This window comes from Bradyrhizobium sp. UFLA05-89 (assembly GCF_059803475.1).
In genome coordinates this window covers 31,106-57,897 of sequence record NZ_JBANBA010000057.1, presented here as the reverse complement: position 1 = coordinate 57,897, position 26,792 = coordinate 31,106, and the positions used below count along the sequence as shown (strand labels likewise).

23 protein-coding genes are annotated in these 26,792 nt (G+C 63.6%); 15 read left to right on the top strand and 8 right to left on the bottom strand.

Annotated elements, in window-relative coordinates:
• On the bottom strand, positions 1–234 hold a 234-nt coding region (locus tag SO139_RS26380), incomplete at its 3' end, for an ATP-binding cassette domain-containing protein (RefSeq protein WP_498540884.1).
• 335 nt (positions 235–569) lie between these two features.
• Here SO139_RS26380 and SO139_RS26375 point away from each other — a divergent pair.
• Positions 570–1,244, top strand: coding sequence for a Crp/Fnr family transcriptional regulator (locus tag SO139_RS26375; RefSeq protein ID WP_498540883.1), 675 nt, complete (start codon positions 570–572; stop codon positions 1,242–1,244).
• A 19-nt stretch (positions 1,245–1,263) separates the two neighbouring features.
• On the opposite strand, the gene SO139_RS26370 is transcribed toward SO139_RS26375, so the two are convergent.
• Complete coding sequence (locus SO139_RS26370) at positions 1,264–2,526, bottom strand: MFS transporter (protein ID WP_498540882.1); 1,263 nt, start codon at positions 2,524–2,526, stop codon at positions 1,264–1,266.
• A 311-nt stretch (positions 2,527–2,837) separates the two neighbouring features.
• Here SO139_RS26370 and SO139_RS26365 point away from each other — a divergent pair, with 311 nt between their 5' ends.
• Together SO139_RS26365 and SO139_RS26360 are read left to right on the top strand one after the other, a co-directional pair.
• Positions 2,838–6,161 (top strand): adenylate/guanylate cyclase domain-containing protein, encoded by a 3,324-nt coding sequence (locus tag SO139_RS26365; RefSeq protein ID WP_498540881.1) that lies wholly within the window; start codon positions 2,838–2,840, stop codon positions 6,159–6,161.
• 21 nt (positions 6,162–6,182) lie between these two features.
• A complete protein-coding gene (locus SO139_RS26360) occupies positions 6,183–6,863 on the top strand; it encodes a redoxin domain-containing protein (protein ID WP_449379070.1) in 681 nt (226 codons plus the stop codon).
• On the opposite strand, the gene SO139_RS26355 is transcribed toward SO139_RS26360, so the two are convergent.
• Positions 6,860–7,714, bottom strand: coding sequence for a uroporphyrinogen-III synthase (locus tag SO139_RS26355; protein ID WP_498540880.1), 855 nt, complete (start codon positions 7,712–7,714; stop codon positions 6,860–6,862). The two genes, SO139_RS26360 and SO139_RS26355, sit on opposite strands and share 4 nt — an antisense overlap.
• A 139-nt stretch (positions 7,715–7,853) precedes the next feature.
• On the opposite strand from SO139_RS26355, the gene purU reads away from it, so the two are divergent.
• Positions 7,854–8,717, top strand: coding sequence for a formyltetrahydrofolate deformylase (gene purU / locus SO139_RS26350; RefSeq protein ID WP_498540879.1), 864 nt, complete (start codon positions 7,854–7,856; stop codon positions 8,715–8,717).
• Positions 8,718–8,792: 75 nt separating this feature from the next.
• Here purU and SO139_RS26345 read toward each other — a convergent pair whose 3' ends face one another.
• Positions 8,793–9,077, bottom strand: coding sequence for a hypothetical protein (locus SO139_RS26345; protein ID WP_498540878.1), 285 nt, complete (start codon positions 9,075–9,077; stop codon positions 8,793–8,795).
• A gap of 528 nt (positions 9,078–9,605) precedes the next feature.
• On the opposite strand from SO139_RS26345, the gene SO139_RS26340 reads away from it, so the two are divergent.
• The 6 genes from SO139_RS26340 (at position 9,606) to SO139_RS26315 (ending at position 15,525) form a co-directional block, all read left to right on the top strand.
• Positions 9,606–10,784 carry an ABC transporter substrate-binding protein gene (locus SO139_RS26340; RefSeq protein WP_498540877.1) on the top strand — a complete coding sequence of 393 codons (1,179 nt, stop codon included), beginning with the start codon at positions 9,606–9,608 and terminating at the stop codon, positions 10,782–10,784.
• Between the two features lie 175 nt (positions 10,785–10,959).
• Positions 10,960–11,829, top strand: a complete 870-nt coding sequence (locus tag SO139_RS26335; protein WP_498540876.1) for a branched-chain amino acid ABC transporter permease — start codon at positions 10,960–10,962, stop codon at positions 11,827–11,829.
• Between the two features lie 9 nt (positions 11,830–11,838).
• Positions 11,839–12,867, top strand: coding sequence for a branched-chain amino acid ABC transporter permease (locus SO139_RS26330; protein WP_498540875.1), 1,029 nt, complete (start codon positions 11,839–11,841; stop codon positions 12,865–12,867).
• Positions 12,864–13,619, top strand: coding sequence for an ABC transporter ATP-binding protein (locus tag SO139_RS26325; RefSeq protein ID WP_498540874.1), 756 nt, complete (start codon positions 12,864–12,866; stop codon positions 13,617–13,619). Before SO139_RS26330 ends, SO139_RS26325 begins: the two co-directional genes overlap by 4 nt.
• Positions 13,612–14,328, top strand: a complete 717-nt coding sequence (locus SO139_RS26320) for an ABC transporter ATP-binding protein (protein ID WP_498540873.1) — start codon at positions 13,612–13,614, stop codon at positions 14,326–14,328. The genes SO139_RS26325 and SO139_RS26320 overlap by 8 nt, the downstream gene beginning before the upstream one ends.
• 78 nt (positions 14,329–14,406) lie before the next feature.
• Entirely contained in the window at positions 14,407–15,525 is a 1,119-nt protein-coding gene (locus tag SO139_RS26315) for a cobalamin-independent methionine synthase II family protein (RefSeq protein WP_498540872.1), read from the top strand.
• A gap of 197 nt (positions 15,526–15,722) precedes the next feature.
• Here the strand turns inward: SO139_RS26315 and SO139_RS26310 are convergent, their stop codons facing one another.
• Positions 15,723–17,432 (bottom strand): caspase family protein, encoded by a 1,710-nt coding sequence (locus SO139_RS26310; protein ID WP_498540871.1) that lies wholly within the window; start codon positions 17,430–17,432, stop codon positions 15,723–15,725.
• A 197-nt stretch (positions 17,433–17,629) separates the two neighbouring features.
• Between SO139_RS26310 and SO139_RS26305 the strand changes: the two genes are divergently transcribed.
• From SO139_RS26305 to SO139_RS26285, 5 genes are all read left to right on the top strand, one after another.
• Entirely contained in the window at positions 17,630–18,625 is a 996-nt protein-coding gene (locus SO139_RS26305) for an ABC transporter substrate-binding protein (protein ID WP_498540870.1), read from the top strand.
• A 108-nt stretch (positions 18,626–18,733) separates the two neighbouring features.
• Positions 18,734–20,089 (top strand): hypothetical protein, encoded by a 1,356-nt coding sequence (locus tag SO139_RS26300; protein WP_498540869.1) that lies wholly within the window; start codon positions 18,734–18,736, stop codon positions 20,087–20,089.
• A gap of 60 nt (positions 20,090–20,149) precedes the next feature.
• On the top strand, positions 20,150–21,346 hold the full coding sequence (gene metK, locus SO139_RS26295) for a methionine adenosyltransferase (protein ID WP_449379083.1): 1,197 nt from the start codon (positions 20,150–20,152) through the stop codon (positions 21,344–21,346).
• 123 nt (positions 21,347–21,469) lie between these two features.
• Positions 21,470–22,891: an adenosylhomocysteinase gene (ahcY, locus tag SO139_RS26290; RefSeq protein ID WP_498540868.1), complete on the top strand. Its 1,422-nt coding sequence runs from the start codon at positions 21,470–21,472 to the stop codon at positions 22,889–22,891.
• A gap of 161 nt (positions 22,892–23,052) precedes the next feature.
• Positions 23,053–24,513 (top strand): flavin-containing monooxygenase, encoded by a 1,461-nt coding sequence (locus SO139_RS26285; protein ID WP_498540867.1) that lies wholly within the window; start codon positions 23,053–23,055, stop codon positions 24,511–24,513.
• An 18-nt stretch (positions 24,514–24,531) separates the two neighbouring features.
• Here the strand turns inward: SO139_RS26285 and SO139_RS26280 are convergent, their stop codons facing one another.
• From SO139_RS26280 to SO139_RS26270, 3 genes are read right to left on the bottom strand one after another with little or no spacing between them, the layout of a single operon-like run.
• Positions 24,532–25,761, bottom strand: a complete 1,230-nt coding sequence (locus SO139_RS26280) for an MFS transporter (protein ID WP_498540866.1) — start codon at positions 25,759–25,761, stop codon at positions 24,532–24,534.
• Between the two features lie 32 nt (positions 25,762–25,793).
• A complete protein-coding gene (locus SO139_RS26275; RefSeq protein WP_498540865.1) occupies positions 25,794–26,081 on the bottom strand; it encodes a tautomerase family protein in 288 nt (95 codons plus the stop codon).
• Complete coding sequence (locus SO139_RS26270; protein WP_498540864.1) at positions 26,050–26,760, bottom strand: SDR family NAD(P)-dependent oxidoreductase; 711 nt, start codon at positions 26,758–26,760, stop codon at positions 26,050–26,052. Before SO139_RS26270 ends, SO139_RS26275 begins: the two co-directional genes overlap by 32 nt.
• Positions 26,761–26,792 lie beyond the last annotated feature (32 nt).

Sequence of the window (26,792 nt, the reverse complement as noted above, 5' to 3'; positions counted from 1 at the left end):
CGAGGCGCGGGCGTTCGGCGTCAATCCAGTGATGTCGCGGTCCTGGTAGAACAGTTGGCCTTCGGTCGGCCTGTATCGACCGGAAATACAGTTCACGATCGAGGTTTTGCCGGCGCCGTTGGGGCCGATGATAGAGAACAGTTCGCCGTCCTTGATGGAAAAGCTGACGTCGGTCAGCGCGCGGACGCCGCCGAACCGCAAGGACACGCCGCGCACTTCAAGACTGGTTGCCACCAATAATTCCCTCCCCGGCGACGGCGCTTTTGCGCTCTTTCGTCCATTTCCTTGGGCCGATCCTATATCGGCCGTTCGGACGAAACCATGCAGCCGATGGTCCCGGCCCGATCACGCGATGCGGCGTTGTCCCCATTGGGAACAAAAGCCGCACCGCGAGAGGTGGTCCTCAATAGGGTAAAGCGCTATTTTGAAATGTCTTGTGCCTGACAATTCGTCGGCAAAGTTTTTCGCGGGGTGGGGCCTGCTTCTTTTGCCGCAGGGCGAACGATGCGATCTTGCTGCGGTGCAGCAATCGGGCGGGGTGACGTTACGGTGCGGTTGGGCTTGGGATCATGATTTCGGAGGATCAGTTGAAGCGCGTCGCCGCCTGGTCGCGCGAGCTCACCATGCGCGAGATTGAGGTTGCCCGCGCCGGGATCATCGAAAAATCCTACGTCAACGGCGAGACCGTCTTCATGCGCGGCGACAAGTTCGACTATTGGGCCGGCGTGGTCAGTGGGCTCGCGCGGATGGGCGGGGTATCGCGCGACGGCAAGGAGACGAGTTTGGCGGGGCTCACCGCGGGAGCCTGGTTCGGCGAGGGCAGCGTGCTCAAGAACGAGCCGCGGCGTTACGACGTGGTCGCGCTCCGCGACAGCCGTCTCGCGCTCATGGAGCGCAGTGCCTTCCTGTGGCTGTTCGAGAACAGCGTCGGCTTCAACCGCTTCCTGGTGCGCCAGCTCAACGAGCGGCTCGGCCAGTTCATCGGCATGCTCGAGGTCAACCGCACGCTGGACGCCACCGCACGCCTTGCCCGCAGCATCGCTTCGCTGTTCAACCCGATCCTCTATCCGGATTCCAAGACGCATCTGGAGATCACGCAGGAGGAGATCGGCGCACTCTCGGGCATGTCGCGGCAGAACGCGAACCGCGCGCTGAACCGGCTCGAGAAGGAGGGGCTGCTGCGGCTCGAATATGGTGGTATCACCATCCTCGATGTCGAGCGGTTGCGCGGATATGGGGATTAGGGCTGGCGGCGCCAATCCTTCATCGCGCATTGGCTGGCGCGTGTGCCGGCCACAGATCGTCGCGCCAGCGCACCGCAATCGCCATCATCGCGATGAACCCAGAGATCGCATACAGCGAGCCCGTCGCCGAATAGCCGATGCGATCGATCAAGCTGCCCGCCGCGAGCAGCCCGAGCGGCAAGCCGTAGATCACCATCATGCGCACCCCCATCACGCGGCCCCGGAGGTGCGCGCTCGCGGCACGCATCAGGATCACTGCGGCTGATATCATCGACATGCTCTGGGCGATGCCGGCGAGCACGAGGCAGGCCATGGCGACCGGCATGATCCTCAGTCCGACGAACACCAGCAGCATCGCGTACCAGGCGAGTGTCGCGCCGATCAGAAGCCGGGCGATGCGCAAGCCGCCCATAAGGCTGAGCGTGATCGAACCGATCAGCGAGCCCACGGCGAAACTCGCCGACAGATAGCCGAGACCGGTCTGATCGGTATGAAAGATGTCGCGCGCGACGAAAGGCAATAGTCCGTTCGTCAGCGGAAATGCCGTCAGATTGGCCAAAAACGCGACGCAGAGCGCCGCTCTCATCCCTGGGCCATTCCAGGCGTAAACGATGCCCTCCTTCAGGTCGCGCATCAGTCTCGCGCCGGTGCGGTCGTCCACCGGGCGATGGCTTGCGGCAGAGGACTTTGGCGGCCGGGTCAGGCAGAGCATCAGGATCGCGGCCACGAAGTAGAGACAGGCGATCGCCACATAAACGAGGCCGATACCAAGGGTGGCAAACAGTCCGGCGCCGCTCAAGGCGCCCGCGATGCGCGCACTATCCTGGGTCGTGCGCGACAGGCTGATGGCACCAACCAGTTGTTCGGCCGGCATGATGCTGGCGAGCAGCGCGCCGCGAATGCCGAGATCCGAAGGACGGATCAGGCCCATGACCGCGACGATGATCATCACATTGAGCGGTGCCAGATGGCCGCTTAGGGCCAGCGCCATGATGGTCGAGGACAGCGCCGTATAGGCAAGACGCATGGCGACGAGAAGATCCCGGTGACCCATGCGGTCTCCGATCATCCCGAACACCGGTGCGGTCAGTGTCCCGACATATTGCAACGATGCCAGGATCGTGAGCAGCAGCACCGAGCCGGTCTCCACCATGATGTACCAGCCGAGCACCAGCGTCTCCACCTCGAATGCCCAGGAGGTGAGCAGATCGGATGGCCATTGAAAGCGATAGTTGCGGATGCGGAACGGCGCGAGCGCGGAAGGTCGTGTGGCTGTGCTCAAGATGTGATGACGGGTTTCACGGCGATTCCCTGCCCTTATTATTTGCTTTTTCTGTTCGTCAGCGTAGTGCCGGCGATGCGCGTGTCAATTAACGCTACCGCATGCCGCCATGCTAGCCGACATCAGGCGATGTGCCATGCGTTGCGCAACCCGTCTCGTGGAGGGATAGACGAGCCGCCGCTTGCTCTTCCGGCGCGCCGAGCCCATTCTGGTCCACACCCCGGACCCATTCGGCAGGGGCCAGGGGATCGCGCCATCGCGGCGTACACGAGGTCTTGGGCCATGAAAGGTCTTGGACAGGGTCTTGGGCCATGAACTGCTCGGGTTGCGGTTTCGAGGTTCAGAGTGGCTTTGCCTTCTGCCCGAAGTGCGGCACGAAGCAGCCGAGCGCGTGCCCTGGCTGCGGCTTTCCATGCGCGCCGGATTTCGCATATTGCCCGAAATGCGGCGCTCTCGTCTGTGAGGCCCCCCAAGGCGGCGGGCAGGCATCGGTGCGGACGAGCCCGACGATCATCCCGATCAGGTCCTCCTCTCCGCCGCTTGCGCCGACGGTTGAGACTCAACACGCGTTTCGACCGCAGCCCGAGAAGATCGATAGCGAGGCAAATCGTCGTACCATCACCGTGCTGTTTGCCGACCTCAGCGGCTTCACTGCGATGAGCGAGCGGCTCGACCCCGAGGTCATGCAGACGCTTCAGAACGAATTATTCGAGGAGCTGACGGCCGCGGTGCAGAGCTTTGGCGGCTTCGTGGACAAATTCATCGGCGATGCGCTGCTTGCTCTTTTTGGTGCGCCAGCCGCGCACGAGGACGACCCGGAGCGGGCGATCCGCGCGGCTCTGGACATGATCAGCCGGACGGCGCGCCTCAGCGAACGCGCGAAGGCGTATGCCGGCGCACCGCTGCTGCTCCATGTCGGTATCAACACCGGGCATGTCGTTGCGGGAGGGTTGGGGGTGGGTGTTGCCAAATCCTATTCGGTAACCGGCGACACGGTGAATACCGCACAGCGATTGCAGTCCATGGCGCCTCCGGGCGAGATCCTGGTCGGGCCGCTGACCCACCGTCTGACCCGGCATGCTTTCTCCTATGACTCGCTTGGCGAGGTCTCGCTCAAGGGCAAGATGGGTAGCGTCCTGGTCCATCGTCTGAAGGGGGCGCTCGAGACGCCCCGTGCAGCAAGAGGCCTCGACACGCTGGGCCTCAGCGCGCCCCTGATCGGGCGCGACACCGAGCTTGCCCGCGTGATCGGCAGCCTTGATCGCGCGTGCAGCGGCGCGGCTCAACTGGTGCGGCTGGTCGGCGAAGCAGGAATCGGGAAAACGCGCCTGGTGAACGAATTCGTCGCTCGCATCCGCGATGAGGATCGCTTCGCGGGTGTGGCGATCCGGCAGGCCGTCTGCTCGCCTCTGGGCGAACAATCCTACGGCACGCTCGCCGCGGTGCTGCGCAGCGCCTATGGCATCGCGCAGAAGGCCAGCGCCGCAGAGGCGGAGGCGAAGCTTGCCGAAGCGCTGTCGGAGCTTGGCCTCGCGGCCGAGGAGACCGACCGCTTGATGCCCCTCTATCTGCACGTTCTTGGCCTCGGCGACCCCAGCGCGGTGCTCAGGCATGTCGAGCCCGAACAGCTCCGTCGACAGATCTTTTTCGCGATCCGCACCGTCTTCGAACGCCGCCTCGCCTTGTCACCGCTTCTGATCATCGTCGAGGACCTGCACTGGGCCGATGCGGTGTCGCTTGAAGCACTGCGATTCCTTATGGATCGGCTGGAGCGGACGCGCCTGATGCTGCTGTTCACCCATCGGCCAATGCTCGAGCTTGATCAGTTCGGTTCGAGTCGGATCAGTCACACGACCCTTCGGCTGTCTCCGCTTGGCGATGCTGACGGACAAAAATTGCTCGCGGCCTACTTCAGTCATGGTTGGCGTGAGGCACCGGGACATCTGTTCAGTAGGATCCTCGAGCGCGCGAGCGGCAACCCGCTTTTCCTCGAGGAGATCATTCGCGGCCTCATCGAAGCCGGCGCCCTGGAGCGTGATGGTGCGCAGTGGCGGATGAAGTCGGATGAAGCCGCTACCGATATTCCGGCAAGCGTTCAGGCGCTTTTGCTGGCGCGCCTGGACCGGCTGCCGCACGAGGTGCGCCGCCTGGCTCAGGAGGCTGCGGTGATCGGTCCGCGCTTTGATGCGGCTGTTCTCGGTGCGACAGCAACGGAGCGGGCGAGGGTCGAGGCAGGGCTCGAACGTCTGTGCGACGCCGAGATCATCGAGGAGGTCGCAGGCTCGAACTCGATTTCGCTGCGGAGCTATCGCTTCACGCAAACCATGCTCCAGGACGTGATCTATCAGAACCTGCTATTGCAGCGACGGATCGAGCTCCATGGTCGCATTGGTGCCGCTCTGGAGCGGCTCTATGGCAACGAGCCCGAGCGGCTCGAAGATCTCATCTTGCTTGGACACCACTTCAGTCTGAGTGCAAGCAAGCCGAAAGGAGCGCGTTATCTGCGCGCGGCCGGCGATCGCGCGCGCGCGAGCTATGCCAACGACGATGCCCTGCGTTTCTACCAGCAGTCCCTCTCCGTGCTGTCGACCGGTAGCGAACGGGAGCCGGAGTGCCTGGTCTTGTGCGAGCGCATCGCGGACCTGTGTCGCGTGGCCGGCCGCCGAAGTACTGCCGAGGAGCACTACCAGAGTGCCCTGGAGGGGCACCGCACCGCGCGGGACAGCATCGGTGAAGCGCGAATTCTTCGCAAGCTCGGCCGATTGTTGTGGGACGCCGGCAAGCGCATCAAGGCAGAGGCGCACTATGCCGAAGCGGCTGACCGGCTTGGCGGCATCGAGGCGCCGATCGAGTGGGCGCACCTCCTGCAAGAACGCGGCCGCCTTGCGTTTCGCGTGGGTGATCACGTCGCTGCCGCAAGATGGGCGGAGGAGGCACTCGGCTATGCGAGGTCCGTGCCGGCGGACGCGGACGGGCAGGCCGGGCTCGAGGCGGCGCGCGCCATTGCGGAGGCGCTCAACACCAAGGGGGTCGCGCTGGCGCGGCTTGGACGGCACCAAGAGGCCGTGGGCGAGGTGGAGCAAAGTGTCGCGGCAGCGGAAGCCGCCGGCCTGCTCAACGCGGCGTGTCGCGGCTACACCAACCTCAGCGTGCTCTATACGATCGTCGATCCGGCGCAAGCCATGGAGGTTTGCCGGCGCGGACTCGGGGTGGCGCATCGCATAGGCGATCTCGGCTTCCAGGCGCGACTCCTCGCCAACTTTGCCGTCGCCTGTTGCACTTTCACGGACAGATGTACCGACGAGGGAGTGCCGGCTGCCGAAAAGGCGGTCGAGATCGATCGTGCGCTCGACCAGCGCGAGCATCTCCCGGTGCCGCTGATCGTTCTTGGGCAGATCCATCAATGCCATTTCCGTCCCGACCTCGCCGTCCGCTGCTACAACGAGGCCATCGAGGTGGCGAACGAAACCGGCGAGCCGCAGCAGCTGTTTCCGTGCTATGATGGTCTTGCGACGCTGAACCTTGATCGCGGCGACATGCCCGAGGCCGAGCGATATTTCGCGCTAGCCCAGGACGTCTGCGCCCGGCACGGGCTTGATCCTGCTGGACTGATCGTACTGCCGTTTCTTGACTAGCCAATGTGAGGGAGTTCAATGATGTCAGACCGCCATCTCGATGGACCACTTCAACCGGGCGATCGCGCACCAAACATCGTGCTGGACGCCATCACGCGCGAAGGAAAGATCGCACTCGAGGATTATCGCGGGCACAGTCCAATATTGGTCGGCTTGTTTCGTGGCCTGCACTGCCCGTTCTGCCGGCGCCATATCGCGGCGCAGGCGCAGCTTGACGGCGCGCTGCGCGGGAAGGGCATCGAAAGTCTCACGGTCGTCAATACGCCGATCGATCGCGCGCGGCTCTACTTCCGCTATCATCCATTGCCCAACCTGCTCGCCGCGTCCGACCCCGAGCGGGTCTCGCATCGCGCGTTCGGCCTGCCCAATCTCGAGTTCACGGAAAACGAAACCGAGTGGCCGCGTAAGGTGGGCATGGATGTGGTCATGAGCATGCCGGTCGCGATGCCAGGCGAATTGCCCGGGCCGATGAATCGGCCGGCGGCGGCCGAGTACCTCAACAACAAGGACGGCTACGAGATGATGGAAGCCGATCAGCGCATGGCGGCGACCGGCCAAGGCCAGCTGTTCGGCCAGTTCCTGCTCGATCGGGAAGGGATCGTGCGCTGGACGTTTACGGAGGTTCCTGACGGCGGCCAACGCATGTTCGGAGCGCCGAGCCCACAGGAGTTGATGTCGGCCGCCTCGCAGGTGGCGGGCTAGGTGCCTGGCGATTGACCCGCCACGTTCGGCCGTTTCTCTGCGAGCGCCGCCGCCACCGCCGAGATGAGCGGGCGCATGAAGTAGTGGTCTTCCACCGGTGCGACGTCGGTGCGCAAGCCGTGCGCCGCGAGCTCGCTCGAGACAGCCGGCCCCACCGATGCAATCAGCGTCCGCTCGAACCCAGCGCGCAGGCGCGCCTCGGTGCCATGCGCCCTCGCGGCTTCGATCAGGCGGCGCACCTGGCCTAGATTGGTGAGCGCGATGGCATCGATCCGCCCTTCCGCCATGTCGTCGATCGCGGTGACGATATTCGTATCCGCCGCCTTCGGATCGTAGACATAGGGCAACACGGTATCGACTTCGGCGCCTTGCGCCTCGAGCGAGCCGATCAGCGCGCTGTGATCCTTGTCCGGATAGACCTGCAGGCCGAGGCGGTGCCCCCCGAGATCGATCTTTGCCAGCATCTCGATGACGCCCTCGGTGGTCGGCTTTTCCGTGGTCTGCTGCGCCTCCAGCCCAACCTCGCGCAGGGCGCGCCCCGGCTTCGGCCCGCGGGTGAATTTTCGCGATTTGGCGAGCGCTGCGACAAACGCCTGATCGATCCCGCGCTCGCGCGCGAGCTTCATCATCCGTCGCAGGCCTTCGCCGGTCATCAGCACGAGGTCGTCGAGCGGCTTGTCGATACAGCGTCGGATCCAGGCCTCGACCGGCGCGGGATCCGGCGCGTCGTGAATGGCGAACATCGGGCATTGCACGACGTCGGCGCCTTGTTCGGCGAGAAGCTTGGAAAATTGGGCCTCCTCGCGCGTTTCCAGGATCAGGATGCGGTAGCCGTTCAGCCGGTCGGCCATGGTCGAGCCTCGCTTTGCAATTGCAATGTTACGTTCATCCTGACTCCGCTCTTGGGATTGGCGCAAGGCCGGCGCCGGTGATAGAGCAGGGCGCAAATCGGCCTGTTCCGTATCGTTTGCCCAAACCTTCATCAAGCTCATGCCCGACCATCAATACGTTCTGACGCTTTCCTGTCCGGATCGCCCCGGCATCGTCTCGGCAGTGTCGACCTTCCTTGCCCATAACGGACAGAACATTCTCGACGCCCAGCAGTTCGACGACGTCGAGACCAAGAAGTTCTTCATGCGAGTCGTGTTCACGGCGGCCGATCTCGCCGTCGAACTGTCGGCCTTGCAGACCGGCTTTGCCGCGATCGCGGAGCGCTTCGGCATGGAATGGCAGATGCGCGACCGCGCCGCGCATCGCCGCGTGATGCTGCTGGCGTCGAAGTCCGACCACTGCCTGGTCGACATCCTCTATCGCTGGCGGACCGGCGAATTGCCGATGAGCCCGACCGCGATCGTCTCCAACCATCCGCGCGAGGCCTATGCCGGGCTCGATTTCGGCGAGATCCCGTTCCACCATCTGCCGATCACCAGGGAAACCAAGCGCGAGCAGGAGGGGCAGATCCTCGATCTCGTCGCCAGGACGAAGACCGATCTCGTGGTGCTCGCCCGCTACATGCAGATCCTGTCGGACGATCTATCCGCAAAGCTGTCGGGACGCTGCATCAACATCCACCACTCGTTCCTGCCGGGCTTCAAGGGCGCAAAGCCCTATCACCAGGCTCATGAGCGCGGTGTGAAGCTGATTGGAGCGACCGCGCATTACGTCACGCGCGATCTGGACGAAGGTCCGATCATCGACCAGGACGTCGAGCGGATCAGCCATCGCGACACGCCGGCGGATCTCGTCCGCAAGGGCCGCGACATCGAACGCCGCGTGCTGGCGCGCGCGATGCGCTACCATCTCGACGACCGCGTCATCCTCAACGGGCGCAAGACCGTGGTGTTCGTGGATTAGTGGATGACGAGTGGCGAATAGTGGGTGGAAGAAGCGGAGCTTCCTATTCGCTACTCCCTATTCGCCATTCGCCATTCAATGCACCGCGTCGCCTGATGTCGCGCCCGTGGTGCCTTTCTGCGCCTGCTCTCCTTTTTCGCGATCCGCAGCCGGCATCATCCGCTTGCGTTCGCGTTCCTTCATCCAGGCGTCGTATTGCGGCGTGCCCGGGCGGGGAGGGGCGTCGGCTGGCAGGCCGCCGGCCCACTGCGGAACGTAATCGCCCATCCCGGCGACAAACTTCTCGTTGACTGTACCGCAGCCCGACAGCGCCGCAGCGAGCACGAGGAGGATCAGGAGACTGCTGAAACGTTTCGACATTGTAAGTAGCGTAGGGAATCGGAACGGGTTAGCCGGAGGCCGGCTGGAGCCGGCGCCGAGGAGACGAGCCATCAACAAGGTAAAATAGACTTATTCGAGATGGGTAATTTGATACCATTTCAGGGCCGGCTAGAGAATTTCCGGATATACAGATTCTGCAAGGAGAAGACGATCCTCCATCCACGCCGCTCGTCCCATCTGTGGACTGCCGCGGCGGCTTCGCGACAAAGTGCCCTGTTCGGCGACGGGGTTTTTCGTTGACAAGTCCATTTTATTTGTACAAGCGTACAAATAGTATGGCTAGCGTCGGGGTGCTCGGGTTACCTCGACGTAACCGCAATACGGCTCCCGCTGCTGGCAACCGGAACGCGGCTTGCGCCGAATGGTCGCCAAACGTCCGATTGACAATGGGGGCGCGAAAGACGCCATGTGGCGCGCGACAACGCTCGCGCGCGAGCCAGGGTGAGGCAAGGACCAGGCGCTCGGTCCGGCACACGAGAGGTCGAGAATGAAGGGGAGGGACATCTGATGTTCGAACGCAACGTGTTTTCTCGGGCCGCCGCGGTGGCCGCTATCGCGGGCCTTGCGGCCGTCGCGCCTGCCAGGGCGGAGGATACCGTGAAGGTCGGCCTGATCCTGCCAATGACCGGCGGCCAGGCCTCGACCGGCAAGCAGATCGAGAACGCGATCAAGCTCTACATGCAGCAGAAGGGCGACACCGTCGCCGGCAAGAAGGTCGAGATCATCGTCAAGGACGATGCCGCGATTCCAGATAAGACCAAGACGGCCGCGCAGGAGCTGATCGTCAACGACAAGGTCAATTTCATCGCCGGTTTCGGCGTGACGCCGGCGGCACTCGCCGCTGCGCCGCTCGCCACCCAAGCCAAGATTCCGGAAGTCGTGATGGCGGCCGGCACCTCGATCATCACCGAGCGCTCGCCCTACATCGTGCGCACCAGCTTCACGCTGGCGCAGTCCTCGACCATCATCGGCGATTGGGCGGTGAAGAACGGCATCAAGAAGGTCGCGACGCTGACCTCGGACTATGCGCCGGGCAATGACGCGCTCAACTTCTTCAAGGAGCATTTTGTCGCCGGCGGCGGTGAGGTGGTCGAAGAGGTCAAGACGCCGCTCGCCAATCCCGACTTTGCGCCGTTTCTCCAGCGCATGAAGGACGCAAAACCCGACGCGATCTTCGTGTTCGTGCCGGCCGGCCAGGGCGGCAACTTCATGAAGCAGTATGCCGAACGTGGCCTCGACAAGGCAGGCATCAAGGTGATCGGGCCGGGCGACGTCACCGACGACGATCTCCTCAACAACATGGGCGATGCCGTGCTGGGCACCGTGACCGCGCATCTCTACTCCGCGGCGCATCCCTCGCAGATGAACAAGGACTTCGTCGCTGCCTACAAGAAGGCGTTCGGCAACCGTCCGGGCTTCATGGCCGTGAGCGGCTATGATGGCATCCATTTGATCTACGAGGCGCTCAAGAAGACGAATGGCGACACCGACGGCACCAAGCTGATCGAGGCCATGAAGGGGCAGAAGTGGGAGAGCCCGCGCGGCCCGATCTCGATCGATCCCGAGACCCGCGACATCGTGCAGAGCATCTACATCCGCAAGGTCGAGAAGGTCGACGGCGAGCTCTACAATGTCGAATTCCAGACGTTCGAAGCCGTCAAGGATCTCGGCAAGACCAAGAAGTGACGCGCTCTTCTAAACCTCTCCCGCTTGCGAGAGAGGTCGGCGCGAAGCGACGGGTGAGGGCTCGCTCAATACGGGGATTGTCCCATTGCGGAGAGACCCACTCCCCAGCCCTCTCCCGCAAGCGGGAGAGGGAGCACAGCAGACCTCATATCTTTTCGACAACGATCTGCCCTCGATGACCGCAATCCTCACCAACCTGTTCGATGGCGTTGCCTACGGCATGCTGCTGTTCGTGCTCGCTTGCGGGCTCGCGGTCACGCTCGGCCTGATGAACTTCGTCAATCTCGCGCACGGCGCCTTTGCGATGTCCGGCGGCTACATCTGCGCCGTGCTGGTCAACCAGCAGGGCTGGCCGTTTTTCGCTGCACTACCGCTCGCCTTCGTCTCCGCCGCCGTGATCGGCATCGCGCTGGAGCGAACGCTCTACCGCCACCTCTATGCGCGCAGCCATCTCGACCAGGTGCTGTTCACGATTGGCTTGACGTTCATGTCGGTCGCCGCGGTCGACTACGTCATGGGATCGTCGCGGGTGTTCATCAATCTGCCGGCGGCGCTCCAGGGCCAGTTCGACCTGTTCGGCGTCGGTATCGGCCGCTACCGCCTGATGATCATCATCATCTGCGGGCTCCTCACCATCGCGCTCCAGCTCGTGCTGGCGAAGACCCGCTTTGGCAGCCGTCTGCGTGCCGCCGTCGACGATCCGCGCGCCGCGAGTGGCCTCGGCATCAACGTGCCACAGGTGTTCGCCTTCACCTTTGCTTTCGGCTGCGGCCTCGCGGGCCTCGGCGGCGCGCTGAGCGCGGAGATCCTCGGGCTCGATCCGTATTTCCCGCTGAAATTCATGATCTACTTCCTGATCGTGGTCACCGTCGGCGGCTCCTCCTCAATTACCGGTCCATTTCTGGCGTCGCTGCTGCTCGGCATCGGCGACGTCGCCGGCAAGTACTACGTGCCCAAGATGGGTCCGTTCGTGATCTACACCATGATGATCGTGATCCTGATCTGGCGCCCGAACGGCCTGTTCGGCCGCACGGCCGCGCGTTGAGTTGAGCCGATGAGCGCTGCATCCGACGTCGGTTATCACGCCCAGCGACATGCGCGCTGGCACTATGGCGAAGTCGCATTCTGGCTGATCGTGCTGGCCTGCGGCTTCGTGTTTCCCTCGCGCTACCTGATCATGACCGACATCGTGCGGCTTGCGCTGTTTGCGATGTCGCTCGATCTGATCCTTGGCTATGCCGGTATCGTTTCGCTCGGTCATGCCGCCTTCTTTGGCGTCGGCGCCTATGGCGCGGGGCTTCTTGCGCTGCACGGAATCATCAACGAACCCGTGATCGCGCTTATTGTCGCAGGTCTTGCTGCGATGGTGCTCGGCTTTGCCACCAGCTTCCTGGTCATCCGCGGCGTCGATCTGACCCGTCTGATGGTGACGCTCGGCATCGCGCTGCTGCTCGAGGCGCTCGCCGAGCGCTTCTCCAACGTCACCGGCGGCACCGATGGCCTGCAAGGCATCGAGATGCAGCCGATTTTTGGGGTGCTTGCCTTCGACATGTTCGGCAAGACCGGGTTCTTCTATTCCGTCGCCGTCCTGTTCGTCCTGTTTCTGCTTGCGCGCCGCATCGTGCATTCGCCGTTCGGCCTGTCGCTGCGCGCCATCAAGAACAATCCGCTGCGGGCCGCCGCCATCGGCATTCCCGTCAACCGCCGCCTGATCGCGATCTATACGCTCGCCGCGTTTTACGCGGGGATTGCGGGCGGGCTGTTCACCCAGACCACCGCGATCGCCTCGCTCGACGTGTTTGCTTTCGAGCGTTCCGCCGACCTGATGCTCGTGCTCGTGATCGGCGGCACCGGTTATCTTTATGGCGGGCTGATCGGCGCGGTTGTGTTCCGCATGCTCCAGGAATGGTTCTCGACCATCACCCCGCAATATTGGCAATTCTGGATCGGCCTCGTGCTGGTCGTGATCGTGCTGGTCGGCCGCCAGCGCCTGCATCGCTGGGTCCTCTTCGTTCCCAACCTGATTATCAAGCAGATTGCCGGTCGCAAGGCGGTCGTCGCCGTGCCGGAGGGCGACGCATGACCATCGCGCTCGAAACCCGGAATCTCGAAAAGACCTTCGGCGGCCTGCGCGTGACGCGCGACCTGTCGCTCAAGATCGAGCAGGGCGCCCGCCACGCCTTGATCGGTCCGAACGGCGCCGGCAAGACTACGGTGATCAACCAGCTCACCGGCGCGCTCAAGCCGAATTCGGGGCGCATCCTGCTCGAAGGTCAGGACATCACCCATCTACCCGTGCACAAGCGCGTGCTGCGCGGCCTGTCGCGCACCTTCCAGATCAACCAGCTCTATCCCGACCTGACGCCGCTCGAAACCATTGGGCTAGCGGTTTCCGAACGCCTCGGCCATGGCGGCGACTGGTGGCGGCGCATGGGCACCCGCGGCGACGTCAATGGCGAGATCGCCGAGCTCCTCAAACACTTCCATTTGCTCGACGTCATGAACGAGCAGACCGTGACGTTGCCCTACGGCAAGCAGCGTCTGCTCGAGATCGCGGTCGCAATCGCGGCCAAGCCGCGCGTGCTGCTGTTAGATGAACCCGCCGCCGGCGTGCCCGAAAGCGAACGCCACGACATCCTGGCCGTAGTCGCAGCGCTGCCCCGTGACGTCACCGTGCTCCTGATCGAGCATGACATGGATCTCGTCTTCTCGTTCGCCGACCGCATCTCGGTACTGGTTGCCGGCGCGCTGCTCACGGAGGGTCCGCCGGATCAAGTGGCGCGCGACCCGCAAGTCAAGGCCGTCTATCTCGGCGAGGAGGCGGTCAATGTCTGACCTGCTCGCAATCGACTCACTTCGCGCCGGCTACGGCGAGGCGGTGGTGCTGCCCAACATGTCCTTACGCCTCGCCGAGGGGCAGGTGCTGGCGCTGCTGGGCCGCAACGGTACCGGCAAGACCACGCTGATCAACTCCATCGTCGGCGTCACCCGGCGCTTTTCCGGCTGGGTCGCGCTCGCCGGCGCCGATGTCACCGCGCTGCGGCCCGACCAGCGCGCGCGCGCCGGCATCGGCTGGGTGCCGCAGGAGCGCAACATCTTCCGCTCGCTGACGGTGGAGGAGAACATGACCGCCGTGGCTCAGCCCGGCCTCTGGACGGTCGAGAAGGTCTACGAGATGTTCCCGCGGCTGAAGGAGCGGCGGAGCAATTTTGGCAACCAGCTCTCCGGCGGCGAGCAGCAGATGCTGGCGATCGGCCGCGCGCTGACCCTCAATCCCAAGGTCCTGTTGCTGGACGAGCCGACCGAGGGTCTTGCGCCCATCATCGTCGAGGAGCTTCTGAAGGCGATCGGGACCATCACCCGGGCCGGCGGCATCTGCTCGATCATCGTCGAGCAGAACGCCCAAAAGATTCTGGGGCTTGCCGACCGCGTTGTGATATTGGAGCGCGGAACGATCGTCCACGACGCCCCGAGCGCCGCGCTGAAGGCCGACCCATCGGTCCTCGAGCGCCATCTGGGCGTCGCCGGGGCGGCCGCCCACTAGTCTGTCTGACGCGTCTTCTTCACGCGAACCGGTACCCACTTCGCTTGAAAACGCTATTGAAAATTCGGGAGTGAACCAATGCAGCGAACCAAGGCCCCCTTCCGCGCCGACGAGGTCGGCAGCCTCCTGCGTCCGGCGAAGATCAAGGAAGCTCGCGCGAAGCTGGAGAAGGGCGAGATCTCGGCCGATGATCTGCGCAAGATCGAGGACGTGGAGATCGAGAAGGTCGTGCACAAGCAGGCCTCGATCGGCTTGAAGCTCGCGACTGACGGCGAATTCCGCCGCTCCTGGTGGCATTTCGACTTCCTGGCGAAGCTCACCGGGTGCGAAATATTCCACCCGGACACCGGCATCCAGTTCGCGGGCGTCGAGACACGGCATGACGCGGTGCGGGTGATCGGCAAGCTCGATTTCCCCGACCACCACCCGATGCTCGACCACTTCAAGTTCTTGAAGAAGTATGCCGATCAGGCCCACGTCACCGCCAAGATGACGATTCCCTCGCCCGCGGTGCTGCATTTCCGCGGCGGCCGCAAGGCGATCTCCAAGGACGTCTATCCCGATCTCGATGCTTTCTACGAGGACCTCGGCAAGACCTATCGCAAGGCCGTCAAGGCCTTCTACGACGCCGGCTGCCGCTATCTCCAGTTCGACGACACCGTGTGGGCCTATCTCTGCTCGCAGGACGAATTGAAGAAGGCGCGCGAGCGCGGCGACAATCCCGATGGTCTGCAGCAGATCTATTCGCGCATCATCAACTACGCGCTGGCCGAAAAGCCCGCGGATATGGTGATCTCGACCCACGTCTGCCGCGGCAATTTCCGCTCGACCTGGATCTCCTCGGGTGGCTACGAGCCGGTCGCCGAAACCCTGCTCGCCGGCACCAACTACGACGGCTACTTCCTGGAATATGACTCAGACCGCGCCGGCGGCTTCGAGCCGCTGCGCTTCCTGCCCAAGGGCAACAAGGTCGTCGTGGTCGGCGTCATCACCTCGAAGTTCGGCGAGCTCGAGAAGAAGGACGACATCAAGCGCCGTCTCGAGGAAGCCGCCAAGTTCGCGCCGGTGGAGCAGCTCGCGCTCTCCCCGCAGTGCGGCTTCGCCTCGACCGAGGAAGGCAACATCCTCTCCGAGGAGGAGCAGTGGGCCAAGCTCAGCCTGGCGGTTGAGATCGCGAAGGAAGTGTGGGGCAACTAAGAGCACCACGTAATCCGTCACGTGAGTGACGGGACGCCCTACCGCTGTCATTCCCCGCGAAGGCGGGGAATCCAGTACGCCGCGGCTTTTCCGTACCTTGCACTGTCTCTGGAATACTGGATCGGTCAAGCCGGGCGATGACACTTGAGCGTGATGCGAGCAGCGCCGCGCTCCTGTTGGGCAGCGCGCCAGCGCCCTCACTTCTCCGCCAGATAAACCTCGCCCAGCAGCGACGAGTTCGACCACGGCACCTGCTTGTTCCTGGTGGATGAGACCACCTCGGCGCGCACGCGCGTCAGCATCTGCTGCACCTCGAGCCCAGGCGTGCCGATATGGCGGGAAAGGGCCGACGAGAATGGCGAATTGGCGCCTTCGCCGTCGAGCGCAACCTGGCCGGGCGCGGTGGCGAATGCGATCAGCGTGCCGGCCCCCAGCGTCGCGCCCGCGCCGAGACTGGTCGGAGCCGCGAGACCCGAGGCGGCCTCGATGCCGCGATTGGCGCCTGCGCTCGCGATCTGCGGCGCCATCGGGTTGTTACGGCAGGCATCGAAGATCAGGATGTTGGTGCGGACCTGATCATCGAGGCCTGTCATGATCGTATCCATGTCGATCATCGCCTCCGTCAGGTGGGCGCCTGCCTTCAGCTCCACATCGATCGGGATGAGATAGTTGCGGCCGTCGATCTGCACGCCGTGGCCGGCGTAGTAGACCACCGCGACCTGCGCCCGCGCCGCATCGCGCAGGAAGTCGCGCGTCATCTTCTGCATCGCGGCGCGATCGAGGTCGATGCCCTCCGACACCGTGAAGCCGATGTCGCGCAGGCTCTTTGCGACCGCGCGCGCATCGTTGGGCGGATTGGGCAGCGCCTTGACGTGGGCATAGGCGCCGTTGCCGATGATCAGCGCCATGCGCTTGCCGCGGCCTGCCGGAGCGGGCGAGGGCGCCGTGCTTGCTTGCTGCGCGGGCGCTGTCGTCTGCTGCGCCGTCGAGGTCGGCGCATCGCGCGGCGTTGGCACGGTTGCATCTGATAGCAGCGACAGCCGCACCTTTGCGGTCGCCTGATTGGACTTGCTGCCGGCGTCCGACGCAGTGACGCCGAGCGCGCCCTTGTAGTCCTCCCTGGCGTGTGCGTAATCGCCCTTGGCCTCAAAGGCGAGCCCGCGGAACGTGTAGGCCGAGATCAGCACGCTGTTCGGCGGCGTCATGATGTTGACAGGTGGCTTGTCCTTGGCGAGCCGGATCGCCTCGCTGCCGTCGGCAATGGCGCGGTCGAGCTCGCCCTTGGCGCGCCAGATCGTGGTTCGGTGCACCAGCGGCTGCGACAGGATGGGGTCGATGCGGATGGCCTGGTTGATGTCGGCAAGCGCAGCGTCGAGGTCGCCGAGCGCTTCCTTGCAGGCGCCGCGGTTCTGGTAGGAGAAGGCCGATTTCGGGTCGGCCTTTATCGCCGCGTCGAAATCCGCAATCGCCTTGGCGTAGTCCTTCTTGCCTTGATAGGCGTTGCCGCGGTTGTGGAAGATGATTCCGCTCGGCGGCCCGAGCTTCAGCGCGTCGTCGAAATCGGCGATCGCGATGTCGTACTCGCCTTTGTCGAAATAGGCCGAGCCGCGCAGGTTGAAGACCGCCTGGCTCGGCTCCAGGCGGATCGCTTCGGTCGCATCCGCGATGACCTTCGCGTAGTCGCCCTTCTTGTTCCAGCCCACTGCGCGCCAGAAATAGACGGTTGCGAGCTGTCCGCCCTTGAACACCTTCAGCGCGATGATCTTGTTGCAGGCATCGATCTGCTGGTCGGCCGGCGTGGTGTCTGTGGTGCAGAGCGGCCCGAGCTGGCTGCGCGACTGCGCAAGGACGGGTGCGCTCCAGAACGCTGAGACAAGCAGAGAGAGCGCGACAAGCAGGCGGCGCATTTGGCGGAATCCCGGGGGTGAGCGTCCCTTGTTTGTTGCCGGGGCGGGAACGATGGTTCAAGGGCAGAAACAATGACCCAACACGAAGATCGAGTTGGGCCAGTGCGGCAAGGCCGGCTCCTGCTATTTCCTCTGCGTCACGCCGTCGTAACCTGATACGATCCGGGCATTGCTCGGACGTCCAGAGGCGTTGTGCAATGAGGCGGCGGGATTTCACAACGGGTCTCTTGCTTGCCACGGCGATCCAACCCGCGCGGGCGCAGCGGGGGACGCCACCGCGGATTGCGATCTTCCATCCGGCCATCCCCGTTGGCCTCCTGACCGAAACGGGCGGGGGGACGGCGTGGCGCGCGTTTTTCGGAGAGCTCCGTCGGCTGGGTTACGTCGAAGGACAAAATCTGATCGTCGAGCGCTATTCCGCCGAGGGGCATCACGAGCGCTATGCTGATTTCGCCCGGGATATTGTGGCGCGCAATCCGGATTTGATCGTCACCGGGACCAATCCGGTCGTGGTCGCCTTCAAGGCCACGACCAGCACGATACCGCTTGTGGCGTTTATGCTGGATCCGCTGAAGGCGGGGCTGATCGCCAGTCTGGCCCGACCCGGCGGCAACCTGACCGGTATCACGCTCGACGCAGGCATCGAGATTTGGGGGAAGCGCCTCGCGTTGCTGAAGGAGGCCGTCTCTCAGGCTGCGAGCGTCGCCTTCCTCGGGATGCGTGACGGGTGGGAAGGCTCATTTGGGCAGGCCTTGCGCGATGTCAGCAGCCGGTTGGGAATTTCACTGGTCTCGATGGTCCCGAACATCGGGACGACCACGGAGATCGAGCGTGTCTTCACTGATATGGCCGAGCAACGGCCGGACGCAGTCTTGATCACGGGCGAAGGCGACCTCTACGCTCACCGGCAGCTGATTGCCGAACTCGCCCTGAAATACCGCCTGCCGACAATGTGTCCGTACCGCGATTACGTCGATGCCGGCGGACTGATGGCCTATACGGTCGACCTCGCGGAATTGCTCAGGCGCATGGCCCAGGACGTGCACCAAATCCTGAAGGGAGCCAGGCCCGGCGACATCCCGATTTATCAGCCGACCAAGTTCGAGCTCCTGATCAACCTGAAAACGGCCAAAGCGCTCGGCCTCGTCCTGCCGCCCGCGCTGCTGTCGAATGCCGACGAGATGATCGACTGAACCGTCAGGCAGGGCACTAGCCATCTATTCAAAACCCAAACTTCCCCCATTGGGCAGGCCGTGGTAGGAACTGCTTATTCCAACCCGCTGCCCACCTCCGTCCCACTCATGAAGAACGACGAAATCCTCAGCCAGATCACCGAGTTCTGCCGCAAGGCGGACATGGCTGAATCGACGTTTGGCCGGCGGGCGGTGAACGATGGGAAGCTGGTGCAGCGCCTGCGCGAGGGTAAGCGCATCACCATCGATACGCTGGAGCGGATCCAGGCCTATATGGCCGCATCGATGACCGGAGGCCTGCCGCCGCCGCGAGGGCTTCAGGTGCCCCCGGAGAAGCGCGATCCGCGCGGTAATTTCCGCTTTTTCGAGAACCGGCAGAAATACCTGCTGTTCGTCCATACCTGCAGCGAGAAACGCGTGATCGCCGAGCGCGTGGCGCTCGAGCTCACCAGCATCCATCCGCGCCCACCGGCTCTGCGCGTATTCGACGCGGGCGTCGGTGACGGCACCGTGCTGGCGCGGGTGCTGCGCGCCACCCACCAGCGCTTTCCGCACATGCCGTTCTATGTCGCCGGCAAGGAGCTCAGTCTCGAGGACCTGCGCCTGACGTTGGAGAAGGTGCCGGACCGCATTTTTGAGCATCCCGCGTCGGTTTTCGTCTTTACCAACATGTTCTACTCGGAGGCACCCTGGTTGACGCCGGCCTCGCCCGCCGCGGCGGCCGCGACCGTCTGGCACGAAGTTCCGCTGCGGGGCGCTTCCTCGGGCGAGTTCGAGCAGCAGATCGCCGAGCTGAGGCCGTTCCTGGAGCAGAACTGGCGCGCCGCGATCAGCCCGCGCACGGCCATGCCGCTCTATGAGCGGCCCGTCGTCCTCGTGCTCTATCGCGAGGATCACAGATTCCTGCTGGATTCGACCATTCCGCGTCCGGGCCAGACCGAGGCCAATTTCGACCTGGTTATTGCATCCCAGCCGTACCGCGCCCTGTCCTCGGTTAATTTTCGGGCAAAGCGGATCATTGCGCCTCTGGCGCGGGCATTGCGGCCAGGGGGGCGCCTGATCGGTATTCACTCTCATGGTCACGATCCGGGCATGGAAATGATCCAGGCGATCTGGCCCGGAGAAAATCCTTTCGCGGTGAGCCGTCATGAGCTATTGCGCGCAGTTAAGTATGAGCTCGGATCGTTGGGCCGCGATCTAAATTTTAATGCATATGCTGATAACCGCTCGATCTTCAGGTATGATATGGAAGCGCTGCCCAACGAGGTGACGGGTACCATCGGAACCTCGACGGCCTTTGCAGCGTGGAATGCGGCGGTGTATGTCGCTCAGATTGAGGACGACCGATTGACGGAAATGACTCAAAACGGCCGTACTCTGGATGCTGCCAGGGACGTGCTGCGGAAGTACAACGGGCTCTGGTTTTACGACGAATCCTACGTCATCTCGCGCCGGCGCGATTGACATCATCCAAAAGTAAACATCGCAAACGACTGCCCAACGGGGCGGGACAAGGGGTTACTGATGCGAGCGTCCTATCTCTTCACCAGCGAGTCCGTGTCCGAAGGCCATCCGGACAAGGTCTGCGACCGGATCTCCGATGAGATCGTCGATCTGTTCTACCGCGAAGGACCGAAAGCCGGCATTGACCCGTGGCAGATCCGCGCGGCCTGCGAAACGCTCGCGACCACCAACAAGGTCGTGATCGCGGGCGAGACCCGTGGTCCCGCATCGGTCACCAACGAGCAGATCGAGAGCGTCGTGCGCGGCGCGATCAAGGACATCGGCTACGAGCAGGAAGGTTTTCACTGGAAGACCGCGGATATCGAGATCCTCCTGCATCCGCAGTCGGCCGACATCGCGCAGGGCGTCGATGCGCTTCAGCCGGGCGAGGTCAAGGAAGAGGGCGCAGGCGACCAGGGCATCATGTTCGGCTACGCCACCAACGAGACGCCCGACCTGATGCCGGCGCCGATCTTCTATGCCCACAAGATCCTGCGGTTGATCTCCGAAGCGCGTCATTCCGGCCGCGAGAAGGTCCTGGGTCCAGACTCCAAGAGCCAGGTCACCGTGCAGTACGAGAACGGCAAGCCGGTCGGCGTGCGCGAGATCGTGGTCTCGCACCAGCACCTGGTCGAGGATCTCACCTCGAACCAGGTCCGCGACATCGTCGAGCCCTATGTGCGTGAGGCGCTGCCGAAGGATTGGATCAACGGCAAGACCATCTGGCACATCAATCCGACCGGCAAGTTCTACATCGGCGGTCCCGATGGCGACTCCGGCCTGACCGGCCGCAAGATCATCGTCGACACCTATGGCGGCGCGGCCCCGCATGGCGGCGGCGCGTTCTCCGGCAAGGATCCGACCAAGGTCGATCGCTCGGCCGCGTATGCCGCGCGCTACGTCGCCAAGAACATCGTCGCGGCCGGTCTCGCCGACCGCTGCACGCTCCAGCTCGCTTATGCCATCGGCGTGGCGCGCCCGCTGTCGATCTACATTGACACCCACGGCACCGGTAAGGTGCCGGAGGATCAACTCGAGAAGGCGGCGGCGCAGGCAATGGATCTCACCCCGCGCGGCATCCGCACTCATCTCGACCTCAATCGCCCGATCTACGCGCGCACTTCGGCCTACGGCCATTTCGGGCGCACGCCCGACAACGAAGGCGGCTTCTCCTGGGAGAAGACCGACCTCGTCGAACCGCTCAAGCGCGCAGTCTGATCAATTCCGTCATTCCGGGACGCCACGATAGCGGTGAACCCGGGATCTCGAACCTCTGGATTCCGGGTTCGCTCGTTTCACGAGCGCCCCGGAATGAGTTTTTCAAACAACAGGAAGCTCGACATGAATGCGAAGCCTGGCTTCACCGATTACATCGTCAAGGACATTTCGCTGGCCGATTTCGGCCGCAAGGAGATCTCGCTCGCAGAGACCGAGATGCCCGGCCTGATGGCCACCCGTGAGGAGTTCGGTCCGAAGCAGCCGCTGAAGGGCGCGCGCATCGCCGGCTCGCTGCACATGACGATCCAGACTGCGGTGCTGATCGAGACGCTCGCCGCGCTCGGTGCCGACATCCGCTGGGTCTCCTGCAACATCTATTCGACGCAGGATCACGCCGCCGCCGCGATCGCCGCGGCTGGCATTCCCGTCTTCGCCGTGAAGGGCGAGACGCTGACCGAATACTGGGACTACACCGCAAAGCTGTTCGACTGGCACGGCGGCGGCACGCCGAACATGATTCTCGATGACGGCGGCGACGCGACCATGCTGGTGCACGCCGGCGTCCGCGCCGAGAACAGCGACACCGCTTTCCTCGACAAGCCTGCTTCCGAGGAAGAGGAAATCTTCTATGCCCTGATCAAGCGCCTGTTGAAGGAGAAGCCCAAGGGCTGGTTCGGCGAGATCGCCAAGAACATCAAGGGCGTCTCGGAAGAGACCACCACGGGCGTGCATCGCCTCTACGAGATGGCCAACAAGGGCACGCTGCTCTTCCCCGCCATCAACGTCAACGACAGCGTCACCAAGTCGAAGTTCGATAACCTCTATGGCTGCCGTGAATCGCTCGTCGACGGCATCCGCCGCGGCACCGACGTGATGCTGTCGGGCAAGGTGGCGATGGTCGCGGGCTTCGGCGACGTCGGCAAGGGCTCGGCCGCCTCGCTGCGCCAGGCCGGCTGCCGCGTGATGGTGTCGGAAGTCGATCCGATCTGCGCGCTCCAGGCAGCGATGGAAGGCTACGAGGTCGTGACCATGGAAGACGCCGCGCCCCGCGCCGACATCTTCGTCACTGCGACCGGCAACAAGGACATCATCACCATCGAGCATATGCGCGCGATGAAGGATCGCGCCATCGTCTGCAACATCGGTCACTTCGACAACGAGATCCAGATCGCGGCTCTGCGCAATCTGAAGTGGACCAACATCAAGCCTCAGGTCGACGAGATCGAATTCCCCGACAAGCACCGCATCATCATGCTGTCGGAAGGCCGCCTCGTGAACCTCGGCAACGCCATGGGCCATCCGAGCTTCGTGATGTCCGCGTCCTTCACCAACCAGACGCTGGCGCAGATCGAGCTGTTCGCCAACAACAAGGACGGCAAGTACGAGAAGAAGGTCTACGTGCTGCCGAAGACGCTCGACGAGAAGGTCGCGCGTCTGCACCTCGCGAAGATCGGCGTCAAGCTGACCGAGCTGCGCAAGGACCAGGCCGACTACATCGGCGTCAAGCAGGAAGGCCCGTACAAGTCGGATCACTACCGCTACTGAGGTCCGATCGCCTCGCAACATGCAGAAGCCCCGGAGCAATCCGGGGCTTTTTGTTTTGCAGGCCGGAAACTACGGGATTCTCCTCCCGGTTGCATCGGAGGCCGATTAGCGATTGACGAGCGGCAATGATGGCCGGACAATCTTGGGCGGCGGAGGAAACCATGCAACAAGAACACTTCGACGTCCTCATCGTCGGTGCCGGCCTGTCCGGCATCGGCGCGGGCTATCATCTCAAGACGAAATGCCCGGGCAAGAGCTACGTTATCCTCGAAGGGCGCGATTGCATCGGCGGTACCTGGGATCTGTTCCGCTATCCCGGCGTCCGCTCCGACAGCGACATGTTCACGCTGGGCTATTCCTTCAAGCCGTGGACCGATCCGAAGGCGATTGCCGACGGGCCGCAAATTCTCAACTACGTGCGCGAGACGGCATCCGAGAACGGTATCGACAGGAAGATCCGCGTCCGCCATCGCGTCAAGCGCGCGTCGTGGTCGACGCCGGATGCGCGCTGGACCGTCGAAGCCGAGCGTCCGACGAGCGAAGGTGCATCCGAGATCGTACGCTTCACCTGCAATTTCCTGTTCATGTGCTCCGGCTACTATAAATACGAAGAAGGCTACACGCCGGAATTCAAGGGCACTACGGATTTCAAAGGCCGCATCGTGCATCCGCAGAAGTGGACCGAGGACATCGACTACGCCGATAAGCGCGTCGTGGTGATCGGATCGGGCGCCACTGCCGTGACGCTGGTGCCGGAGCTTGCGAAGAAAGCCTCGGAGGTCGTCATGCTTCAGCGTTCGCCGACCTATGTCGTGTCGCGTCCTGCGCAGGATCCGCTCGCCAACCAGCTGCGCCGCAACCTGCCGGCGACGCTCGCCTATCATTTGATCCGCTGGCGCAACGTGATGTGGGGCATATTCTTCTTCCAGCTCAGCCGGCGTCGGCCCGCCAAGGTGAAGGACTTGATCCTGAAGGGCGTCCAGATGGCGCTGGGACCGGACTACGATGTCGCGACGCATTTTACGCCGCGCTACAATCCCTGGGATCAGCGGCTGTGCCTGGTGCCCGATGGCGACCTCTTCATGGCGATCCGCGAGAAGCGTGCCTGCGTCGTTACCAACGAGATCGACACCTTCACGAAAGACGGAATTCGCCTCAAGGATGGCAGCGAACTCGCCGCCGATATCATCGTCACTGCGACCGGGCTCGTACTTCAGATCGTCGGCGGACTCGAGATCAGCGTCGACGGGCGGGTGATCGATTTTGCCAAGACGCTGACCTACAAGGGCATGATGTACGCGGACGTGCCCAACCTCGCCTCGGCCTTCGGCTACACCAACGCGTCGTGGACGCTGAAATGCGATCTCACCTGCGAATATGTCTGCCGGATCGTCAACTACATGGACCGGCATAATTTCCGCCAATGCGTGCCGCACAATGGCGATGCGACGGTCACCGCCCAGCCTTCGCTCGATTTCACCTCGGGCTATGTACAGCGCTCGATTGCAAAGCTGCCGAAGCAGGGCTCGAAGCGACCGTGGCGACTGTATCAGAACTATGCAATCGACATCGTCTCGCTCCGCTTCGGCAAGGTCGACGACGGCGTGATGCAGTATTCGTGAGTGCAGCCGTCCTCGCGCTTATTGCTTGCGCAGAGTCAGCGCAAGGCCGAGATCGATCGCCAGCGCCAGTATCACGGCGCCTCCGCCGAGACCGAACAGGACCAGATAGTCACCGCCGGTCTGCACGTACAACCAGGAGAAGCCATAGGCCGCGGCCGCCTGGAACAGCGCAAAGCTGGTGGTCGCGTGGCTCCATGTGGCACGCTGCTGCTCGGAGCTGTGCCGGATGAGCTCATGGATGCGCCCGAGCACAAGCGGAACGATGCCGGGCGTGAAGGCGCCGACGACCACGCTCGACACGATCAGGGAGACCGGTGCGGTGCTGACCGTCGGAAGCAGGACTGCGGCGGCCTCGATCAGGAAAGCTGCGCGCAAAGAGGGGCCGAATCCGCTCCGGTCGCCGAGATGGCCCGTGACCAGCGGCCCCACGATCGCGCCGAGACCATAGAGCACCCAGTAGTGTGATCCCGCCGCGATACCCTGGCCAAGGCCGCGCGCCACGAAATCGACGATGAAGACCATGTGCGGCACGAGTGCCACGGCGTTGAGGCCATACTGGACCAACAGGGCGCGGGCGGCGAGCGAGGTGCGACCATGCTTGGCATGATGAGCTGAAGTCGCAGCTTCGGCCGGCCCGTCCGCAGGCCAGTTCCACCAGCTGAGAAGGGTCAACAGTCCGGAGAGAATCCCGAGCCCATACCAGCTCTGCCGCAAACCCTGTTGCAGCAACAGCGGCACCAGCGTGCCCGAGGCGGCGACGCCGAGGCCGACACCTGCGAAAATCACGCCGCCAACGATGCCTCGCTTGGCGGGCGAGGTGTGCGGCAGCACGACCGAGGCTGCCAGCACCATGATGATGCCGCCGGTGAAGCCCGCCAGGAAACGCCAGGCGAAGAACCAGGTGAAGGATACCGGCACCGCGCAGGCAAAGCAGGACAGCGTGGCGAGCAGCATCATGATGCGCAGCGCGCGGACAGCGCCAACGCGCGCGGCGGCGGGCCGCGCGATCAGCGCGCCGGCGAGATAGCCGGCGAGGTTCGCAGCGCCAAGATAGACAACGTCGGAAGCGCTGAACCATTTGCCCGCGATCAGGGCTGGAATCAACGGCGTGTAGGCGAAGCGAGCGAGACCTAATCCAACCAGCGAAGCACACAAGCCCGCCATTGCAAACCGCCAGGCCGCCCCCGGCCGCTCATGCGGCCGGACGTTGGCGTGGGGCTTGCGGGCATCTGCATTCAGTTCGGTCATGTCATCCTCCTGCGCGCTTCATCGCGCACGGATCAGCCTGGTTGCCTCGCGCGGCGGCGCCGGAATTTGAGGACGGGCAGGCCGCCCCAACCCCAATTGTAGGTGTCGACCTCTTCGATCACGACAAAGGTCGAATCCAGCGGTTTGCCGAGGACATCGAGCAGCAACTGGCGCGAGCCCTTGATCAGCGCGGCTTTCTCCTCCGCGGTGAGCGACGTCGCGCCGGCCGTCGTTCCTTCGCGGGTCACTTGAATGGTGACGATGGGCTCGGTGAACTCTCCTGTCGGATCAATGGCCGGCGCTCTGGCCGCCGTCGACATGCAGGATCTCGCCGGTCACGAAGCCGGCTTGCTCGAGATAGAGCACAGCGTTGACGATGTCGGACGTCTCGCCCATGTGGCCGAGCGGGTGCATCGCGCCGAGCTGGGCATGCGTCTCGACGGGATGCATCGGCGTCTTGATGATGCCGGGCGAAACCGCGTTCACGCGAATGCCACGCTTGGCGTATTCGATTGCCAGCGACTTCGTCGCGGCCGCGAGCCCGCCCTTGCTTAGCGAAGCCAGCACCGATGGTACGTTCGAGTTGGCCTGATCGACGAGGGTGGTCGTGATCTGGACGACGTGACCCGAGCCCTGCTTTTCCATCTCGGCGATGGCAAGCTGCGTGATGCGGAAGAAACCCGTGACGTTGATGCCCATCACCGCCGCATAGTCCTCGGCCGTGTACTGCGTGAACGGCTTTGCGACGAAGATGCCGGCATTGTTCACCAGCGTGTCGACGCGGCCGAAGCGGGCGACAGCCTGCGAGACCACGCGCTCGGCGGTGGTCCAGTCGGCAATGTCGCCGGGAACGGCGAGGACTTCGTCATCGCTCGACGGCTTGATGCTACGGGCCGTTGCGACGACCCGATAATTGCGGTCGCGGTAGGCTTGGACGAGGGCGGCGCCGATGCCCTGTGACGCACCGGTGATGATGGCGACTTTCTGCTCGATACCCATGATAGGCTCCTATTGTTGGGGCGAACGGGTGC

What these genes read in the sequence shown, in the direction of transcription:
- SO139_RS26320 (WP_498540873.1), top strand. Translation starts at nt 13,612, where the DNA reads ATGTCTGACCTGCTCGCAATCGACTCACTTCGCGCCGGCTACGGCGAG.
- SO139_RS26360 (WP_449379070.1), top strand. Translation starts at nt 6,183, where the DNA reads ATGTCAGACCGCCATCTCGATGGACCACTTCAACCGGGCGATCGCGCA.
- SO139_RS26375 (WP_498540883.1), top strand. Translation starts at nt 570, where the DNA reads ATGATTTCGGAGGATCAGTTGAAGCGCGTCGCCGCCTGGTCGCGCGAG.
- SO139_RS26305 (WP_498540870.1), top strand. Translation starts at nt 17,630, where the DNA reads ATGAGGCGGCGGGATTTCACAACGGGTCTCTTGCTTGCCACGGCGATC.
- SO139_RS26315 (WP_498540872.1), top strand. Translation starts at nt 14,407, where the DNA reads ATGCAGCGAACCAAGGCCCCCTTCCGCGCCGACGAGGTCGGCAGCCTC.
- SO139_RS26280 (WP_498540866.1), bottom strand. Translation starts at nt 25,761, where the DNA reads ATGACCGAACTGAATGCAGATGCCCGCAAGCCCCACGCCAACGTCCGG.
- purU (WP_498540879.1), top strand. Translation starts at nt 7,854, where the DNA reads ATGCCCGACCATCAATACGTTCTGACGCTTTCCTGTCCGGATCGCCCC.
- ahcY (WP_498540868.1), top strand. Translation starts at nt 21,470, where the DNA reads ATGAATGCGAAGCCTGGCTTCACCGATTACATCGTCAAGGACATTTCG.
- SO139_RS26355 (WP_498540880.1), bottom strand. Translation starts at nt 7,714, where the DNA reads ATGGCCGACCGGCTGAACGGCTACCGCATCCTGATCCTGGAAACGCGC.
- SO139_RS26365 (WP_498540881.1), top strand. Translation starts at nt 2,838, where the DNA reads ATGAACTGCTCGGGTTGCGGTTTCGAGGTTCAGAGTGGCTTTGCCTTC.
- SO139_RS26340 (WP_498540877.1), top strand. Translation starts at nt 9,606, where the DNA reads ATGTTCGAACGCAACGTGTTTTCTCGGGCCGCCGCGGTGGCCGCTATC.
- SO139_RS26345 (WP_498540878.1), bottom strand. Translation starts at nt 9,077, where the DNA reads ATGTCGAAACGTTTCAGCAGTCTCCTGATCCTCCTCGTGCTCGCTGCG.
- SO139_RS26325 (WP_498540874.1), top strand. Translation starts at nt 12,864, where the DNA reads ATGACCATCGCGCTCGAAACCCGGAATCTCGAAAAGACCTTCGGCGGC.
- SO139_RS26330 (WP_498540875.1), top strand. Translation starts at nt 11,839, where the DNA reads ATGAGCGCTGCATCCGACGTCGGTTATCACGCCCAGCGACATGCGCGC.
- SO139_RS26270 (WP_498540864.1), bottom strand. Translation starts at nt 26,760, where the DNA reads ATGGGTATCGAGCAGAAAGTCGCCATCATCACCGGTGCGTCACAGGGC.
- metK (WP_449379083.1), top strand. Translation starts at nt 20,150, where the DNA reads ATGCGAGCGTCCTATCTCTTCACCAGCGAGTCCGTGTCCGAAGGCCAT.
- SO139_RS26285 (WP_498540867.1), top strand. Translation starts at nt 23,053, where the DNA reads ATGCAACAAGAACACTTCGACGTCCTCATCGTCGGTGCCGGCCTGTCC.
- SO139_RS26310 (WP_498540871.1), bottom strand. Translation starts at nt 17,432, where the DNA reads ATGCGCCGCCTGCTTGTCGCGCTCTCTCTGCTTGTCTCAGCGTTCTGG.
- SO139_RS26335 (WP_498540876.1), top strand. Translation starts at nt 10,960, where the DNA reads ATGACCGCAATCCTCACCAACCTGTTCGATGGCGTTGCCTACGGCATG.
- SO139_RS26275 (WP_498540865.1), bottom strand. Translation starts at nt 26,081, where the DNA reads ATGTCGACGGCGGCCAGAGCGCCGGCCATTGATCCGACAGGAGAGTTC.
- SO139_RS26300 (WP_498540869.1), top strand. Translation starts at nt 18,734, where the DNA reads ATGAAGAACGACGAAATCCTCAGCCAGATCACCGAGTTCTGCCGCAAG.